The organism is Micromonospora sp. NPDC050187 (genome assembly GCF_044459745.1).
Lineage (GTDB): Bacteria > Actinomycetota > Actinomycetes > Mycobacteriales > Micromonosporaceae > Micromonospora.
The window spans coordinates 267,046-284,475 of the sequence record NZ_JBITJH010000005.1; the positions used below are offsets into that span (position 1 = coordinate 267,046).

Below are 17,430 nucleotides of genomic sequence, written 5' to 3' on the forward strand. Positions count from 1 at the left end.
CTCCATTTCTGGACAGGGAGAGAAGATCGGACTCGCCGCCATCGGTGCAACGATGGACGTCAACGGCTCCGACGGCGTGAACGTAATTCAGAAATCGACCGGGGGACAGATCCCCGGCCGCTCTCCACCCGATCAGCCTCCTCCGGCTCCCCCGACCGTCCGAAGCGGATGATCCACCTGGTTCGCGCCCAGCGCTTGGGTGGTAGCAGGGGTCCCCTGTTATCGCTTTTTGCGTAGCAGGGGACCCCTGCAACCACCGGTGAGGCGTTACCGCAGCAGCAGAAACGACGGTGGGTGACGGCCCACGCGGACCGTCACCCACCGAGAGGGTTACGCCGAGCGTCAGTCCTCGTCGGACTTTCCGCCGCTCATGCCGGAGGAGATCAGCTCCATCACCGAGGAGTCCTGGAGCGTGGTCACGTCGCCGAGGGAACGGTTCTCCGCCACGTCCCGCAGCAGCCGGCGCATGATCTTGCCGGACCGGGTCTTCGGCAGCTCCGCCACCAGCATGATCTGCCGGGGCTTGGCGATCGGGCCCAGGGTGCGGGCCACGTGGTTGCGCAGGTCCGCGATGAGCTGCTGGCCCGCGTCACCGGAGGTGTCCACGGTGCCGCGCGGGATGGCGAACGCGACGATCGCCTGCCCGGTCGTCGGGTCGGTCGCGCCGACCACCGCCGCCTCCGCCACCGACGGGTGCGACACCAGCGCCGACTCGACCTCGGTGGTGGAGATGTTGTGCCCGGAGACCAGCATGACGTCGTCCACCCGGCCGAGCAGCCAGATGTGCCCGTCGTCGTCGCGCTTCGCGCCGTCCCCGGCGAAGTACATGCCCTCGAACCGCGACCAGTACGTCTCGATGAACCGGTTGTCGTCGCCCCAGATGGTGCGCAGCATCGACGGCCACGGCTCGCGCAGCACCAGGTAGCCGCCACCGCCGTTCGGCACCGACTGGCCCTGGTCGTCCACCACGTCCGCGCTGATCCCCGGCAGCGGGGCCATCGCGCTGCCCGGCTTGGCCTCGGTCACCCCCGGCAGCGGGGAGATCATCATCGCCCCGGTCTCGGTCTGCCACCAGGTGTCGACGATGGGCAGCTCACCCCGGCCGACGTGCTGGCGGTACCAGATCCACGCCTCCGGGTTGATCGGCTCGCCCACGCTGCCGAGCAGCCGCAGCGACGACAGGTCGGCCTGTGCCGGGATGTCCTCGCCCCACTTCATCATGGTGCGGATCAGCGTCGGCGCGGTGTAGAGGATGGTCACCTTGTACCGGTCGACAATCTCCCAGAACCGGCCCTTGTGCGGGGTGTCCGGGGTGCCCTCGTACATCACCTGGGTCGCGCCGTTGGCCAGCGGGCCGTACACGATGTAGGAGTGCCCGGTCACCCAGCCGATGTCGGCGGTGCACCAGTAGACGTCCGTCTCCGGCTTCAGGTCGAACACCGCGTGCGTGGTGTACGCCGTCTGGGTGAGGTAGCCGCCGGTGGTGTGCAGGATGCCCTTCGGGCGGGCGGTGGTGCCCGAGGTGTAGAGGATGAACAGCGGGTGCTCGGCGTCGAACGACTGGGCGGTGTGCTCGGTCGACGCGGTCTCCACCGTCTCGTGCCACCAGCGGTCCTTCTCCGACCAGGCGACCTCCTCGCCGGTACGGCGGACCACCAGCACGTGCTCCACCGACGGGCAGTTCGTCAGGGCCTCGTCCACAGTCGGCTTCAGCGCCGACGGCTTGCCCCGGCGGAAACCACCGTCGGCGGTGATCACCACCTTGGCGCTGGCGTCCTGGATCCGGTTGGTCAGCGCGTCGGCGGAGAAACCGCCGAAGACCACGCTGTGCGTCGCCCCGATCCGGGCGCAGGCCAGCATCGCGACCGCCGCCTCCGGCACCATCGGCAGGTAGATCGCCACCCGGTCACCGGCCACCACACCCAGGTCGGTCAGCGCGTTCGCCGCCTGGCAGGTGAGTTTGTGCAGCTCGGCGTAGGTGATGGTGCGCGTGTCGCCCGGCTCGCCCTCCCAGTGGATGGCGACCCGGTCACCCAGACCCGCCTCGACGTGCCGGTCCAGGCAGTTGTACGCCACGTTCAACTGGCCGCCGACGAACCACTTCGCGAACGGCGGGTTGGACCAGTCGAGCACCTGGTCCCACTCCTTCGTCCAGGCCAGCCGTCGGGCCTGTCGCTCCCAGAAACCGAGCCGGTCGGCCTCCGCCTCGGCGTACGCGTCGGCCTTGACGTTGGCGTTCGCGGCGAGCGTGGCCGGCGGCGGGAACTGCCGCGTCTCGTTCAGCAAATTGGCCAAGGCCTCGCTCATGGGCGTGACTCCTCGTCGCTCGGATGACCTGCGTCTCGTTGCAGAGAGGTTAACTTCGTCGGCCAGCCCCCGCGACCACGATCGTCAGTCCGACGCGCCCAGCGGCCCACCTCGCGCGCTCACTGGCTCGAGCGAGGGGTGCGCGTGGTAGGAGGGGTCCCTGCTGGGCCAGCGGGGGTGGGGACGCATCACGACGGGCCGTCGTCGGGGGGTCGGCCCCGGTCGCTAGCGTGACGGGGTGACCTCCGATCCGCTCGCCCCGCTTCTCGCGCTCGCCGACATCGCTCCCGCCGTCGAGCGGGCCCGCGACCATGTCGACCAGGCGATGCGGCACCGTGCGCTGCGCCGGCACGGCGGCCAGGTCGCCGCCGAGGTGAGCCTGCGGTCCGCGGTGGCCAGTGCCGCCCTCGAGGGGTACGCCCACGAGCGTGAGGCCGTCCGCGCCGGCACGGTCACCGACCCCGTGCTCCAGGGGGCGCTGCGGGTGGCCGGGGCGCTGCCGGGGTTGACCGAGCGTTGGTCGAGGGCACCCCGGCAGGTGCTGGCGAGGTTGCACGTCCTCGCCGCCCGGGACGTGGTGGCCGAGGCGGAGCTGGGCCGACCGGTGGCCGATCCGGTGGTCGGTGCCCGACTGGACGGCCTGGCCGGGCTGGTCGCCGGGGGCACCAGGGTTCCGCCGCTGGTGCTCGCCGCCGTGGTGCACGGGGAACTGCTGGCGCTACGGCCGTTCGCCGGACCGTCCGGGGTGGTGGCCCGTGCCGCCGCCCGGCTGGTGCTGCTGTCCACCGGGTTCGACCCTCGCGGCCTGGTCGCGATGGACGTCGGGCACCAGGAGAGGGAGCCCGAGTACGTCGGCTCGGCCGGAGCCTTCGCCACCGGCACCCCGGACGGGCTGCGCTCGTGGCTGCGCCACTACATGACCGCCACCGAGCTGGCCGCCACGCAGCTCACCCTCATCGGCGACGAGATCCTCGCCGCCTCCTGAGGCGTCGCCTCGCCGGTTCCCGGTCCGCCTCGCCGCCTTTGACCGGCCCGCTCCGCCGGGTCGGTGCCTCTACCCCCGGCCCGTCACGGCCGGCGGGCGGCCCTGTTGACCTTCCGTTGCAGGATCTGCCGGGTGACGGGGCCGAGTTCGTCCACGACCTCGATGAGCACACCGAGCTGGTCGAGCGCGGCCATCGCCTGTTCCGCGCCGGCGCTGTCCACCCCGTCGTAGAGTTCCAGCCCGATGAACGCCGCGGACACGGCGCGGGCGAGACCGGCGACGTCGGCGACCTCGGCGAAGGGTGAACCGGCCAGGAGTCGGCGCAGGACGGCCTCGATCACGTCCACCCAGAGCTGGAGTGCGGCGGCGGTCGGTGCGGCGAGCCGCTCGTCGCTCTGGGCGCCGGCCAGCATCTGGGCCAGGAACGAGACGTTGCCCAGCGTCCGTTCCTCCGCGTGCAGGGCCCGCCCGACCTCCAGCAGCTCGCGCAGGCTGCCCACCTCGGCGAGCCGGGCCGACCAGCTCGCGACCCGCTCGGCGGTGCCGGCCCGGCAGGCCGCCGCCAGCAGCTCGTCCACGCTGCCGAAGTGGTAGAACACCAGCGCCTGGTTCACCCCGGCGGCGGCGGCGATGGTGCGTGCGGAGACCCCGGCGATGCCGTGCTGGCGGATGGCCGCCATCGCCCCGTCGACGAGGCGGCGTTTGGTGTCGGACATCGCTCTCCCTGCGGCTGCGACGGGTGGGGCGGTGCGATCATCGCATCGGTCACGAGTTGTGCCAGCCAGGTGATCCCGGGTAGCCGCAGGACCCAGCCCACCCAGGCCCAGCCGAGGTGCACGTGCTCGAGCGCGCGGGCGACAGCGGCCACCCCCCGTTCCCGGTGACCGTCGCCGCCCGTGTACCCGGCCCGCCACAGCACCCCCGCCGGGTGCCGCGCGGCGGGCATGATCGTGAGGTTCACCGGGCGGCGACGGTCGAGGAACCGCCGGACCGCCGCGCACGGCCCGCAGTCGTCGTCCAGCCAGAGCACCGCAGGCTCGCCGGGGAGGTACGGCCGCCACCGGGGCCACCAGGGCCGGACCCGACGACGGTGGTCCCGCCAGCGCTGTCCGTACCGGCCGTCGAGGTCGTGGTCCTCGTGTGGCCCGGCCACCGCGACGCTGAAGGCCACCGCCAGCGCCGCCCCCACCGCCAGCGGGGCGCTGCCGGCGACCAGGGCGGTGAGCACCATCAGGCACACCGCGCCCAACTGCATCGGGTTGGCGAGATAGGCGTACGGGCCGGTGGTGACGAACCGGCCCGGCGGATCCCACGGGTACGGCGTACCGCCGCCCCGGGCCGCGAACTCGCGTACCGCCGCCAACGCCGGAGTGGCGACCAGCAGGGCCACCTGCGCGGCGAGCAGCAGCAGGGACGTCGGCAGCCCGGCGAGCCGCGCCCAGGAACCGCCGCCGAGGGTGAAGGCCAGGGTGGGCAGGAGCCACAGCAGCAGGACGCCGAAGAGGCCGAGTTGGAGCAGGACCCGGGCGGACAGGTGCCGCCGGTCGGCGCTCCAGCGACCGAGCAACTGCGCCGGCAACGCCACACCGAGCAGCCCGACCGCCTCCCCGGCCAGCCAGTGCGACCCGAGGTGCAGCAGCGGTTCCAGGGCGGGCATGGTCACCACGTCCAGCCAGCCCAGCAGGCCGAGGGCGACCGGCAGTGGCAGCACCCGGCGCAGGAGCACCGGCAGCGGTCCCCAGAGCGCCGCCCAGCCGATCCACAGGTCCACCGGCAGCCCCCGGTAAGCCCCGTCCACCGGCGCGAAGGCGTACCAGCCGGTCTTCCGGGCCAGCTCGTGCAGGGCGGCGACGCCGACGAAGGCGGCCACGAAGGCCAGCAGCGCCGCCGCGCGGGCGTTCCGCTCACGGTCCCACCGGGCGGCGGCCAGCACCGCCAGCAGGGGCAGTCCCAGGCAGAGGTACCGGGCGGCGGTCACCGCAGCGCCAGCATGTCGAGCAGGTGCCCGCCGCCCTGGTCGAGCAGGACATCCTGGAGGGGCCCGAAGTACCAGGACGGGTCGAGCCCCCGCCGGTATGCGACGGTGAGCCGGACCTCGGTGTGGCCGGCGTCCACCGCCTGCCAGCGCAGGTCGGCCCGCTGCCAGGTGAACCAGCGTCCGGTGATGGAGGTGTCCTCGACGAAGCGGAAGGCCAGGTGTCCCGGTGCGGTGGTCGCGACCTCGGCGACGAGGTGGCCGCCCGGCCCGTGCGCGCTGCCGTGGTAGCCGAACGTCCACCGGTCGCCCGGCTCGAGGCCGGCTCCGGTGACGTGCCCGGGGACGGGCACTCCCAGCAGCCGCAACGCCGGTGACCGGACCGGGGCGGGGCGGGGACCGGCCGCCAGGCCGGCGGCCACCACGTCGGCGGGGAGCGCCACCACCCGGACCACCTCGATCGACTGCTCCGGGGCGATCCTCGGCCCGATCCCGCTGCCCTCCAGGCCGGGCACGAGCAGCAGCGGCACCAGGATCACGGAGTAGGTGCGGGACGAGCGCCGGACCAGGTTGATCAGGGCCATCGCGCCGTGTGCCACCGCGTAGACCAGGGGCGCGGCCAGCACCACGCAGATCGCGCCCTCGTGCAGGGCCACCGCCGCCAGCAGGAGGGCGATGGTGGTGGTGACGAAGACCCGGCCGTGCGAGGTGCGCCCCGGGGTCAGGGCCAGGGCTGCGGCGAGCAGGACCGGCAGCGCCACGAAGAGCAGGGCGCTGTCCGCCCGCCCGTCGTGGACGGCGATGGTGAAGACCACCAACCCGAAGGCCCCGATCAGTCCGGCGAGTATCCAGTTCGCCGCAGTCCGGCGCGGTGGTGGTGCCTGCTCCGTCATGACCCCGTCCTCTCGTTTGAGCATCTGCTCAAATCAAGCGTAGAGGCGTTTGAGCGATCGCTCAAGAGCGTCCAGTGGTCCATCGCGGCGGCAGCGCGGGGGCAGACGGGAGATCGGGCAGCCGGACAAGAGCGCGGTCCCGGTGGGCGGCTGACGGGTCCGGACACGACGACGCCCGGTACGCGGGCCGTACCGGGCGTGCGGGGTGGAGCGGAAGTGGGGCGGTCAGGCGACCGGGGCGGTGCGGGTGCGGCGGTGCCGGCCGTACCAGGCGATGCCGATGGCGACCCCCACGCCGACGCCGAGCGCGGCGGCGGCCACCGGCACCGCCGGGCGTTCCCGCAGGCGGCGACCCAGCGGGATCGGGTGCCGGAACTCCAGCACCGGCCAGGAGTTCTCGGTGGCCAGTCGGCGCAGCTGGCGGTCGGGGTTCACCACGGTGGGGTGGCCGACGCACTCCAGGAGCGGCCGGTCGCTGTACGAGTCGGAGTACGCGTACGACTCGGTCAGGTCGTAGCCGCGCTCGGCGGCCAGCTCGCCGACCGCGTCGACCTTGCTCGGGCCCGCGGCGTAGAACTCCACCTCGCCGCTGTACCGGCCGTCCTGCACCGTCATCCGGGTGGCGATGACGTCGGTGACGCCGAGCAGCTCCCCGATCGGACGGACCATCTCCTCGCCGGAGGCGGAGACCAGGACGACGTCCCGGCCGGCGGCCTGGTGCTCCTCGATGAGGGCGGCGGCCTCGGCGTACACGTAGGGGTTGATCAGCTCGTGGAGGGTCTCCGCGACGATCTGACGGACCTGTTCCACCTGCCAGCCCTTGCAGAGGGTGGCCAGATAGTCCCGGGTGCGGGCCATGGTCTGCTCGTCGGTGCCGCCGAGCCGGAACATGAGCTGCGCGTAGGCGGACTTGACCACGTCCCGTCGGGTGATCAGGCCATCGCGGTAGAACGGCCGACCGAACGCCAGGGCGCTTGACTTGGCGATGACGGTCTTGTCCAGATCGAAGAAAGCGGCACCTCGGCCCACGGCGCGAAAGTCTAGCCCGATGGTCTAGGGTCGGCGGGTGTCCGGGGGTGGCGAACCTCACTCACCTGTGCGCATGCTTCCCGAGCGACGGATGAGAGTGACCACGGTCACATCATCTGGGCGGAATTTCGCAGGGAGTGGAGGTTACGCCACTCGACGTGAGCAGGTCTGCTACGGCATGCTTGTACTTACGACGACTTTTCACATCTGTACAACACCGGCTCTCGGCGGTTGCACCCCCCGTAACCGCTGAGTGAGTTCGGCTCAATCCCCCCCGGAGCCGAACTCCCCGACGACCCCCGTCTCCCCCCGACGGGGGTCGTCCCTTTTTCCAGGTCGGCGCACCCTTGCAGGCCACAGCACAGCACAACCGCATCACCCTGTCCCGGTCCGGCTCAGTCGGGAAGGGGGAACCTGGTCCAGGTAAACCCGTCCGTGGTGGTCATGACGTGGTCCGGACCGATCGCCGACGTGTCGTCCCGGCCGTAGAGCCAGGCGTGACCGGGCGCGGCCCCCACCGATCCGTCGCCACCGTGGTACTCGCGTCCCTTGGTGAAGTGCCGGCCACCGTCCCGGCTCACCAGCAGGGACGCGACGAGTGCCGGCGACGTGGTTCCCGTCTGGGCGACCAGCAGGCTGCCGTCCGAGCCGATGGTGAACGGCCTGTTCACCGGTGTCGCGGGCAGGTCCGTGCCGACGTCCGTCCAGGTCGTTCCGCCGTCCGTGGTGCGCAGCAGCTGGGACGGACCGGTGACCTCCATCGGCTGGGCGCCCGGCGGCGGCGGAGGCTCGATCAACAGGTAGGCCTCCCGCTCGCTGACCCCGGCCACCGCGATGACGTTTGCCCCCTTGGCCGGCCGCCAGGTGTTCCACGTGGCACCCCGGTCGACGCTACGAGCGACGACCATGATGCCGAGGTCACCTGGCCAGTAGGTCACCCAGATCGTCCCGTCCGCACTCGGGTAGATGCTGAACGGCGGATGGGGCGAGGGCGGTTCTCCGTTGAGCCGGTACACCGTTCCGGCCGAGGGATCCACGGCGAGTGGCTGGCGCAGTGCGCCACACCCTTCCTGACAGAAGACGACACGGGCCTGCGGCGGGAACGCGGACACCGTCACCATCGCCTGCTCCGCATCCCGCCAGGTCCGGCCGTAGTCGGTGGAGAGGCGCAGCGTCTCACCTTCGAGGACCAGGTAGGAGCGCTCGCCGAGGACGGAGAACTCTCGGATGGAGACCGGGGGATACCCCGCCGGGTCCAGCGGAGGGCAGGTCGCCGCCCGGTAGCTGGCCGCGTCCAGGTCGCTCCAGGTCCGGCCGCCGTCCCGGGTGAGTGCGAACCGCAGCGTGCACCCGTTGTCGACCTGGTCGACGCCGACGGCGGAGTCCGGACCGGTCATGAAGAGCTGGGTGCCACGCACCCGGGCCTCCGGAAGCGGGGTCGGACCGGCCTGGTCGGCCCGGTGCGGGCCAGCGGCCAGCGGCAGGGCCGCCATGCCGGCGAAGACCACCACGAGTGCCAGTGCCACCCCGCCGGTACGCCGTCGCCGCCGGGCCCGGGCCGCCGACCAGAGGTCGTCGAGAGGCGGCTGTCGGACGGCGGCGGCGACCGTGTCGACGTCGAACCCGGTGATTTCACGATCGGACATCGGCTCTCCCGTTGTTCGCGTAGTCGTTGACGTCGGGGTCGGGGTTGACGTCGGGGTCGGGGTTGACGTCGGGGTCGGGGTTGACGTCGGGGTCGGGATCGGAGTCGGTGAGAAGTTCCGCCAGCGCCTGCCGTCCCCGTGACAGGCGGGACTTGACCGTGCCGACGGAGACGCCGAGGGTGGCTGCGACCTCGGTCACCGGCAGGTCGACCAGGTAGTGGAGAGCCAGCGCGTGCCGCTGACCCTCCGGCAGCTCGCGCAGGGCGGCCAGCAGCGCGAGGTGCTCCGGGGATCGGTCGACGACAACGGGTGAGGGGCCGATCCGGCGCATCAGCCTGTTCAGCACCTGGCGCCGGCGGTGTCGGCTGCGGACGACGTTCACCGCCACCCGCCGCAGCCACGCTTCCGGGTTCTCCAGGCGGGCAAACCGCCGCGGCGCGACCAGCGCCCTGACGAAGGCCTCCTGGACTGCCTCCTGGGCCTCATTGACGTCCCCGCTCACCGCATACAACTGGACGACCAACCGCCGGAAACAGCCTGCGTACAACTCGGAGATCAGATTATCGTCGGACACCGTCACCCCCCTCTCCACAACTCCCACTCACCAGCGGGGTGTGAGGTTCCGGGAGAATCGGTCACAGATTCCGGCCAGCGGAAACATGTCCGGAAGCGGTGCAGCCGGAGCAGAAAGTCGGCGATCGGTCAGCGACGGCCCGCTGGCCGGCACAATGACCCCTGGACGGCCGAAAGCCGAGCCCGGAGGGGGCGGCCCGTCCCGTTGGCTGTGCAGAGGAGCAACCATGTGGGACGCTGCGGAGCCGGGCCTCGTACCCGAGCACCTGGGGGCCATCAGGTACCAGGGTGAGCCGGTCCTGCTCACTGTCGACGGGCAGGACTTCCGGGTTCGTACGCGTGCCGAGGAGCCCGGCGTGTACGACTTCGACTGGCTCAGCGGGCCGCACGAGTACGGCTTCACGCTCTCCGGACCGGCCGACCCCGTGATGAGCCGGATCGAGATGGAGCAGAACATCCGCGACTTCCTCGCCGGCATCGACCCCGCCACCGGATACCTGGCGGACTGACCGGCACTCCGGGCACGAGGGCGGACACCGGCTCGACCGCTGGGGCCGCCGGGACCGCCCGGGGCCGCCGGGACTGCCTCCTGGCGGGGACCGGCGAGTTGCCGGATCAGGGCAGGCTGGTCGGAAGGCCGAAGTGGGGAAAGACCCCGGGGTCCAGGAACGAGGTGATCGCCGCGACGCGGTCGCCGCGCAGGGTCAGCACGTTGATCGACCAGGCGAGGTGGGTACCGGTGCCGTCGGCGTCGAGGTAGCTCGCCACGGCGGGCTGCCCGTTGGCGTGCGTGGGCAGGTGGCGCCACGTCCCGCACCCGGTCAGCGGCACCCGTACCGCGAAGTCGGTGACCGCCCGGATGCCCGCGTACCAGGCGGGCAGCGGCGGCATGGACCAGGTGACGTCCTCGGTCAGCAGGGCGACCAGGGCGTCCGCGTCGGCGTTCTCCAACGCCGTGGCGTACCCGTCGACGATCTGCCGCAGCCGCGCGTCACCGATTTTCCGCAGCGTGTGCTGCTGGCTGGCCGGGCCGACCCGGTCCGCGACGAGCCGGCGGGCGCGCGCGAGCGCCGAGTTCACCGACGTGGTCGAGGTGTTCATCATGGTGGCGATCTCGGCGGCCGAGAAACCGAGCACCTCGAACAGCAGCAGCGCGGCCCGCTGGTTGCCCGGTAGGAACTGGAGGGCGGCGACGAAGGCGAGTTCGACGGCCTCCCGCTGCTCGCAGCGGGCGTCCGGATGCGCCGGGCCGTCCGCCAGCTCCCGATCCGGGTACGGACCGAGCCAGGCGACCCGACCCAGCGGCGCGTCACCGAGGACGGCGCGGTCGCTGGCCGGCCCGAGGTCCACCGGCAGGGCCCGTCGGCCCCGGGCCGCCACCGCGTCCAGGCAGACGCGGGTCACCACCGCGTACAGCCACGAGCGCAGCGAACTGCGTCCCTCGAAGCGGGCCAGTCCCCGCCAGGCGCGCAGCAGGGCGTCCTGGAGGGCGTCGTCGGCGTCGTGGGTCGAACCGAGCATCCGGTAGCAGTGGGCGTGCAGTTCCCGGCGCAGGGGCGCGACGAGCTGGTTGAACGCCTCGTCGTCCCCGGTCCGCGCCCGGTCCAGGGCCGGATCCGTCGCCACGCCGGTGGGCAGGTCCGGAGCTACGTCGGTGGGCCACTCCGGGGCCGGGCCGGTCGGCATGTCCGCAGGTTGGTCCGGGGCGGTTCGAGAAATGTTCCCCACGAGCGACGATTCTGCCCCACGGCGGGAGTCACCCCTTCGACCGACCGAACGAGCCCGTGCGACCGGAGGACCTGATGAACCGCACCGCGACCGCCTCACCCACCGTCGGAACCCTGCGCCTTCCCGACGCCACCCTGCACTACGAGGTGCGTGGCCGGGGCCCGCTGGTGGTGCTGGTCGGCGCGCCGATGGACGCCACGTCGTTCGCGCCGCTGGCCGACCTGCTCGCCGTCGACCACACCGTGCTCACCACCGACCCCCGGGGCATCCACCGCAGCCCGGTCGACGACCCCGACCGGGACTCGACCCCCGAGATGCGCGCCGACGACCTGTCCCGGCTGCTGGCCCACCTCGACGCCGGGCCGGCGGCGGTCCTCGGCTCCAGCGGCGGCGCGGTCAGCGCGCTGGCGCTCGCGCAGGCCCATTCCGGACAGGTGCACACCGTCGTCGCGCACGAACCTCCCCTCGACGAGCTGCTCGACGACCGGGAGGAGCTGCGGGCCCGTACCGAGGAGATGGTCGCCACGTACCTGGCCGGTGACCCGGTGGGCGCGTGGCGGCAGTTCCTGGCCGTGGCGAACATCCAGATGCCCGAGGAGGTGACCGAGGCGATGTTCGCCGGGGAACGCGACCCGCAGACGGTGGCGGACGAGCACTTCCAGTACGCGCACATGCTGATCCCCACCACCCGCTGGCAGCCCGACCTGGCGGCCCTGCGCGCCGGCGCGCCCCGGATCGTGGTCGGCATCGGCGAGGAGTCCACCGGTCAGCTCTGCGACCGGACCTCGCGGGCGCTCGCCGCAGGGCTGGGCGTGGCACCCACCATGTTCCCCGGCGACCACATCGGCTTCGTCGGCGAACCGGAGCGGTTCGCCGTCCGGCTGCGTGAGGTCCTGGCCGAGGGGTGAGGAACCCGCCGACCCGGGCCGTCCACGGTGACGGGGGAGCGGGCCGGGTGCGTAACCGCCCGTCCCGCTACCGGACGACGGCGCGGGCCGGCGCGGCGACCGGCTGGTAGACGGCCAACGCCCGGCCGTCGCCGTCGGTCACCACCCAGGGGTGACCGACCTGCGTGTCCCGCCGGTGGGACTCGCCCGGTGACAGCCGCTCGACGCGCACCCGGTACCCCCAGTGGTTCAGCCAGTAGACGGTCACCTGTCCGGTCCGCCGGTTGACGAACTCGACGGTGGTGTCCGCTCCGCCGTCGACCGAGCGGAGGCCACGTTCCTCCTCGGCGGCAAGTGGGGCCAGTTCCACGACGTCCGGTGTGGCGGAACGGGTCGGGGCCGGGCCGGGCCGGCTCGCGGTGACGCTCCGGTCACGGGACGGCGTCGGGGTGCCCGGTGACGGGGAGGCGGAGGTCGGGGAGGCGGTCGCGGAGGCGGTCGTGGTGGCCCGTGCCGGGTCCGCCGCCGGCCTCGGTGTCGTGCCGACGAAGGTGGGCAGCGGGATCGCCGGCACCGACGGGTCGGCCACCGGCCGGGGTACGGGGTCGGTGGCGGTGCCGAGCGCCCAGACCACCGTGACGGTCACCGCTCCCACCATCGCCGCGACCAGCGAGTACGCCCACCAGGACGAGCGGAACCGCCGCCCGCCGGTCTCCTGTGGTCCGGATCCTGCCGCACGAGTCATGAGGGGCCGATCTCCGCTCGGGTGCAGCCCCCGGAAAGGGCGGCACGGGTCCACGATTATCCAGACGTGATCTTTGCATGCGTCAATGGCCCCTTTGTCGCAGCCAATCGTGATCACGGCCGGGGGCTGCGCGGACAGACGATTCGGTAGTCGTCCCCATAACAGATCGACTGGGGGAACGGGCGTTGTCCACAAGCGCTCCGGTTGTCCACAGGTACGGCGGTCAGGCCGGCGGGAGGAGCACCCGTCGGCGCAGTCTCTCGGTAGCACCCCCGAGCCTGACTGCTGGAGGCCGCGATGCCACCCCGTACCGATGTCCGGCCGCACCGACGACTCCCGCTGGTCGTCACTGCGGACGTCGACCTCCTCGACGACCTCCTTCGGCTCGCCGCAGCCGGCGGTACGGAGGTGGAGGTGGCAGCCGACCCGGCGGCGGCCCGGTCCCGGTGGTCGCCGGCGCCGTTGGTGCTCGTCGGGGGTGACCAGGCGCAACCCTGCCTGCGGGCCCGGTTGCCACGTCGGGCCCGGCTGGTGCTGGTCGGCCGCACCGGTGCGGCCGACCCCGGTTGGGAGGTCGCCGAGCTGATCGGCGCGGAGCACGTCGCGACCCTGCCCACGGCGGAACCCTGGCTCGTCGACCGGTTCGCCGAGTGTGCGCCGCAGCAGGACACCGCCGCCCGGGTGGTCGCCGTACTCGGCGGTCGGGGCGGGGCGGGCGCGAGTGTCCTCGCTGGTGGTCTGGCGGTCACCGCCGCCCGCGCCCGGCTCCGGACCCTCCTCGTCGACGCCGACCCGCTCGGCGGCGGCCTGGACCTGGTGCTCGGCTGGGAGCAGCTGGAAGGTCTGCGCTGGCCGGCGCTCACCGACGCCGACGGTCGGGTCGACCCGCCCGCCCTGGTCCAGGCCCTGCCCAGCCGGGGTGACCTGGTGGTCCTCTCCGGGGATCGGGGCGATCCGCTGCCGCTGCCGGCACCGGCGATGGCCGCCACGCTCGACGCCGCCCGCCGGGGCCGGGACATGGTCGTGGTCGACCTGCCCCGCCAGCTCGACGACGCCGCCGTGCTCGCCCTGCAGGCCGCCGACCGGGTGTTCCTGGTGGTCCCCGCCGAGCTGCGGGCCACCGCCGCAGCGGCCCAGGTGGTCGTCGCCGCCGCGCCGCACTGCACCGACCTGGCGGTGATCGTCCGTGGCCCCGCGCCAGGGCGGCTGAAGGCCGCCGAGGTGGCCCGGGCACTCGGCCTGCCGCTCGCCGGCACGCTGCGACCCGAGCCGGGCATCTCCCGGGGCCTGGAGCGGGGCGAGGCCCCGGCGGCGACCGGCCGTGGCCCGCTCGCCGCCCTCTGCCAGCGCATCGTCGCCGACCTGACCGGTCAGCCCGTGGAAGGCGCGGCATGACCGACCACCCCCGTCTGCCGGACCGTCCGGCCACCGTCGTCGGCGAGCTCTCCGCCCGGGTACGCCAGCGCTTCGCCGCCGAGGCCACTCCGGTCACTCCCGCCACGGTGGTCTCCGCAGTGCGCGCCGAGCCCGCCGCCGCCGTCCTCGGTGACACCGTGGTGCTGCGGATGGCCGACCGCGTGCACGACGACCTCGTCGGTGCCGGGCCACTCGGGCCGTTGCTGGCGGATCCCCAGGTCACCGACGTTCTCGTCAATGGCACCCGGGTGTGGATCGACCGGGGCGACGGCCTGCGGCAGGTGGCGGTCCCGGTCGGCACCGTGGACGACGTACGCCGGTTGGCGCAGCGCCTCGCAGCCGGCGCGGGCCGGCGGCTCGACGACGGGTCCCCGTTCGCGGACGCCCGGCTCGCCGACGGCACCCGGCTGCACGCCGTCCTGCCCCCGGTGGCGACCAGCGGGCCCTACCTGTCGCTGCGGACCTTCCGGCAGCGTCCGTTCACCCTCGACGAACTGGTGGACCACGGCACGGTGTCCCGGCCGGTGGCCCCACTGCTCGCCGCCGTCGTGGCGGCCCGGCTGGCGTACCTGGTCACCGGGGGCACCGGCTCCGGCAAGACCACCCTGCTCAACACGTTGCTCGGGCTGGTGCCGACCACCGAACGGATCGTGCTGGTCGAGGATGCCGCCGAACTGCGTCCGGTGCATCCGCACGTCATCGGGTTGCAGGCACGCACCTCCAACGTGGAGGGCTCGGGCGCGGTGGGTCTCGCCGACCTGGTGCGGCAGGCGCTGCGGATGCGACCGGACCGGCTCGTGGTCGGGGAGTGCCGGGGTGGTGAGGTGGTCGACCTGCTCGCCGCCCTGAACACCGGTCACGACGGTGGGGCCGGAACGCTGCACGCCAACGCCCCGTCGGACGTACCGGCCCGGCTGGAGGCGCTCGGTCTGCTCGGCGGGTTGCCCCGTGCGGCCCTGCACGCCCAGGTGACCGCCGCCCTCCAGGTGCTGCTCCAGATGCGGCGGGGGCGTAGCGGCCGGGTGCTGGAGTCGGTCTCGCTGCTCCTGCCCGACGGGCCGGACCGCCTGGTCACGGTCGTGCCCGCCTGGGTGCGCGGACGTGGTCCCGGGCGGGCCGCCCGCACCCTCGGTGTACTGCTCCAGCAGCGCGGTGTGCCGGTGCCGCCGATCCTGGCCGAACCGTGGCCCGGCTCGTCGGGGACGCCGTGAGCGCCGCGGCCTGGCCCGTGGTGCTGCTGGTGCTCGCGGCTGCCGCCGTCATCGGCTGGCCGACGGGCGCAGGCCGGTCCCGGTACCGGGCGCTGTTCCGGTCCGGGCGACACGTCACCCCGCCGGTCGACGGGGACACGACGGCTGACTCGGAGCACGCCATCCACGTCCCAGGGACCCGGCGGCCCGGCCCGTTGCGGGCCACCGGCCGGCGGACCCCGGCGGGGCCACCCAACCGCCGGGACCCGTCCCGCCCGGCCGGCGTTCCCGGTGGGCCGGCCACCATTCCAGCCGGTGGGCGCGCCGGGAGCGGTCCGAACTCCCCACCGGGAGCGGTCGCCGGAGCGGCCTGGCAGGTCGACGACGCTGGTCAGGGCTTCACCGGCCGCTGGGCGACGTTGCGGAGGCGGGGCGTCTTCCTGGCGGCCGGTGCCGGGGCGGCCGGCGGTGGGCTGCTCGCCGGGCCGGCGGCCGCCGTGGTGGCTGCCGCGTACGCCGCTCTCGGCGTGCGGGCCCTGCTCCGGCGTCGTGCGATCCGGTCGGCGGAACGACTCCGGCGCCACCGGCTGGACCAGCTCGGTGCGCTCGCCGCCGACCTACGGGCCGGTCTGCCGGTTCCGACCACCCTCACCGACGAGCACGCCCTGCCGGCGGCTGGCCCGTCGGTCCCGGCCACCGCCGCCGGCGATCCCGCCGTCCCGGGCGGCACCGACCCCGCCGACCAGCGGCAGCTCTCCACCGCCGATGCCGCCGGGCCGGTCGGCCCCGATCGGATCGACCGGCTGACCCGCGCGGCGACCCGCCTGGCCGACCGGACGGGTGCGCCGTTGGCCGAACTGGTGGAGCGGGTCGAGGCCGACACGCGGGCGATGGACCGTGGCCTGGCCGCTGCGGCCGCCCAGGCCGCCGGGGCCCGGGCCACCGCCTGGCTGCTCGCCGCGTTGCCGCTCGGCGGCATCGCCCTCGGGTACGGCATCGGCGTCGATCCGGTCCGGGTACTGCTGCACACTCCGGTCGGGGCCGGCTGTGCGGTCGCGGCCACCGTGCTCCAGGTTGTTGGCCTGCTCTGGGCCGAGCGGCTGGGTGCCACCCCCGGTGGGGCGGTCTGATGCGCGCCCCGGGTAGCCACCGGTCGGCCGCCTCGATCCTGGTCACGGCCCGGGCCGACGGTCACGTCCTCCTGGCCGACGGCGCCTCCGCGCCAACCAGTGGTGCCACTGTCCCGACGGAAGGTCCCACCCCCGTCGGCGGCTCCACCGTTCTCGCTCCCGGCCCCGTGGCCGCCGCCGGTCCGGCCGGTGCCGGCACCGCCCAGCTCACCGCCGCCGGTCTCCTGCTCGTCGCGGCGCTGGTCGTCGCCGTGGCACACCCGCGCCCCCATCGCCGGTCCGGCCTGCGGGAACGCCCGTCGGGTCCGGAGGCGGAGGCGACCTACCGACGGCGACCGGATGTCATCCGGCTCACCGCCGGTCTGGCCGGCGTCGCGGTCGCCGTGGTCGTCGGCGGCTGGGCCGGAGCGGTGGGGGGAGCACTGGCCGCAGTGATCCTCGATCGGCTGCTCCGGAGGATCGAGCCGCCGGCTGTCCGCAACCGACGGCTCGCGGAGGTCGCCGACCTGCCGCTCGCCGCCGACCTCCTCGCGGCGGCGATGCGGGCCGGTGCACCCGTGGATCGGGCGGTGATGGCCGTGGCGGAGGCGCTCGGTGGGCCGCTTGCCGACCGGCTCGGCCGGGTCGGGCGCACTCTTCTGCTGGGCGGAACGCCGGAGGAGGCGTGGGCCCACCTGGCCCCGGTTACCGGGGCGGACCGGCTGGTGACCGCTGCGGTCCGGTCGGCGCAGAGCGGCGCGGCGCTGGCCGGGGCACTGGGCCGTCTCGCCGACGACCTGCGGACCGACCGGGCGGTGGCCGCCGAGGCGTCGGCCCGTCGGGCGGGTGTGCTGATCGTGCTGCCGCTGGGGCTCTGCTTCCTGCCGGCCTTCATTCTCGCCGGCCTGGTGCCGGTGATCGTCGCCGTCCTCGGCGACGTGCTCTGA

Annotated in this window: 16 protein-coding genes; 7 read left to right on the plus strand and 9 right to left on the minus strand. The window is 73.7% G+C overall.

What is annotated here, in order from left to right; all coding sequences use genetic code 11:
* Positions 1-342 precede the first annotated feature (342 nt).
* A complete protein-coding gene (gene acs, locus ACIBJE_RS10945) occupies positions 343-2,307 on the minus strand; it encodes an acetate--CoA ligase (protein ID WP_396746281.1) in 1,965 nt (654 codons plus the stop codon).
* Between the two features lie 238 nt (positions 2,308-2,545).
* Between acs and ACIBJE_RS10950 the strand changes: the two genes are divergently transcribed.
* Complete coding sequence (locus ACIBJE_RS10950) at positions 2,546-3,292, plus strand: oxidoreductase (RefSeq protein WP_396746284.1); 747 nt, start codon at positions 2,546-2,548, stop codon at positions 3,290-3,292.
* 83 nt (positions 3,293-3,375) lie between these two features.
* Here ACIBJE_RS10950 and ACIBJE_RS10955 read toward each other — a convergent pair whose 3' ends face one another.
* The 6 genes from ACIBJE_RS10955 to ACIBJE_RS10980 all read right to left on the minus strand — a co-directional run bounded on the left by ACIBJE_RS10955 (position 3,376) and on the right by ACIBJE_RS10980 (position 9,415).
* Positions 3,376-4,008: a TetR/AcrR family transcriptional regulator gene (locus tag ACIBJE_RS10955; RefSeq protein ID WP_396746287.1), complete on the minus strand. Its 633-nt coding sequence runs from the start codon at positions 4,006-4,008 to the stop codon at positions 3,376-3,378.
* The gene (locus tag ACIBJE_RS10960; protein ID WP_396746290.1) at positions 3,903-5,270 is read right to left on the minus strand and encodes a methyltransferase; all 1,368 of its coding nucleotides are present in this window, start codon (positions 5,268-5,270) and stop codon (positions 3,903-3,905) included. The genes ACIBJE_RS10955 and ACIBJE_RS10960 overlap by 106 nt, the downstream gene beginning before the upstream one ends.
* Positions 5,267-6,160, minus strand: coding sequence for a hypothetical protein (locus tag ACIBJE_RS10965; RefSeq protein WP_396746293.1), 894 nt, complete (start codon positions 6,158-6,160; stop codon positions 5,267-5,269). The genes ACIBJE_RS10960 and ACIBJE_RS10965 overlap by 4 nt, the downstream gene beginning before the upstream one ends.
* Before the next feature lie 225 nt (positions 6,161-6,385).
* Positions 6,386-7,189, minus strand: coding sequence for an HAD family hydrolase (locus ACIBJE_RS10970; protein WP_396746296.1), 804 nt, complete (start codon positions 7,187-7,189; stop codon positions 6,386-6,388).
* A gap of 395 nt (positions 7,190-7,584) precedes the next feature.
* On the minus strand, positions 7,585-8,835 hold the full coding sequence (locus tag ACIBJE_RS10975) for a hypothetical protein (protein WP_396746299.1): 1,251 nt from the start codon (positions 8,833-8,835) through the stop codon (positions 7,585-7,587).
* Entirely contained in the window at positions 8,822-9,415 is a 594-nt protein-coding gene (locus ACIBJE_RS10980; RefSeq protein ID WP_396746302.1) for an RNA polymerase sigma factor, read from the minus strand. Before ACIBJE_RS10980 ends, ACIBJE_RS10975 begins: the two co-directional genes overlap by 14 nt.
* 220 nt (positions 9,416-9,635) lie before the next feature.
* Between ACIBJE_RS10980 and ACIBJE_RS10985 the strand changes: the two genes are divergently transcribed.
* On the plus strand, positions 9,636-9,917 hold the full coding sequence (locus ACIBJE_RS10985) for a hypothetical protein (RefSeq protein WP_396746305.1): 282 nt from the start codon (positions 9,636-9,638) through the stop codon (positions 9,915-9,917).
* Positions 9,918-10,023: 106 nt separating this feature from the next.
* Here the strand turns inward: ACIBJE_RS10985 and ACIBJE_RS10990 are convergent, their stop codons facing one another.
* Positions 10,024-11,094: a sigma-70 family RNA polymerase sigma factor gene (locus ACIBJE_RS10990; protein ID WP_396746308.1), complete on the minus strand. Its 1,071-nt coding sequence runs from the start codon at positions 11,092-11,094 to the stop codon at positions 10,024-10,026.
* Between the two features lie 116 nt (positions 11,095-11,210).
* On the opposite strand from ACIBJE_RS10990, the gene ACIBJE_RS10995 reads away from it, so the two are divergent.
* Entirely contained in the window at positions 11,211-12,044 is an 834-nt protein-coding gene (locus tag ACIBJE_RS10995) for an alpha/beta fold hydrolase (protein ID WP_396746311.1), read from the plus strand.
* 67 nt (positions 12,045-12,111) lie between these two features.
* Here the strand turns inward: ACIBJE_RS10995 and ACIBJE_RS11000 are convergent, their stop codons facing one another.
* On the minus strand, positions 12,112-12,768 hold the full coding sequence (locus ACIBJE_RS11000) for a hypothetical protein (protein WP_396746314.1): 657 nt from the start codon (positions 12,766-12,768) through the stop codon (positions 12,112-12,114).
* A gap of 297 nt (positions 12,769-13,065) precedes the next feature.
* Between ACIBJE_RS11000 and ssd the strand changes: the two genes are divergently transcribed.
* From ssd to ACIBJE_RS11020, 4 genes are all read left to right on the plus strand, one after another.
* Positions 13,066-14,163, plus strand: a complete 1,098-nt coding sequence (ssd, locus tag ACIBJE_RS11005; protein WP_396746317.1) for a septum site-determining protein Ssd — start codon at positions 13,066-13,068, stop codon at positions 14,161-14,163.
* Positions 14,160-15,395, plus strand: coding sequence for a TadA family conjugal transfer-associated ATPase (locus tag ACIBJE_RS11010; protein ID WP_396746319.1), 1,236 nt, complete (start codon positions 14,160-14,162; stop codon positions 15,393-15,395). Before ssd ends, ACIBJE_RS11010 begins: the two co-directional genes overlap by 4 nt.
* Positions 15,368-16,504 (plus strand): type II secretion system F family protein, encoded by a 1,137-nt coding sequence (locus ACIBJE_RS11015; RefSeq protein WP_396746322.1) that lies wholly within the window; start codon positions 15,368-15,370, stop codon positions 16,502-16,504. Before ACIBJE_RS11010 ends, ACIBJE_RS11015 begins: the two co-directional genes overlap by 28 nt.
* A gap of 284 nt (positions 16,505-16,788) precedes the next feature.
* Positions 16,789-17,430: a type II secretion system F family protein gene (locus tag ACIBJE_RS11020; protein ID WP_396746701.1), complete on the plus strand. Its 642-nt coding sequence runs from the start codon at positions 16,789-16,791 to the stop codon at positions 17,428-17,430.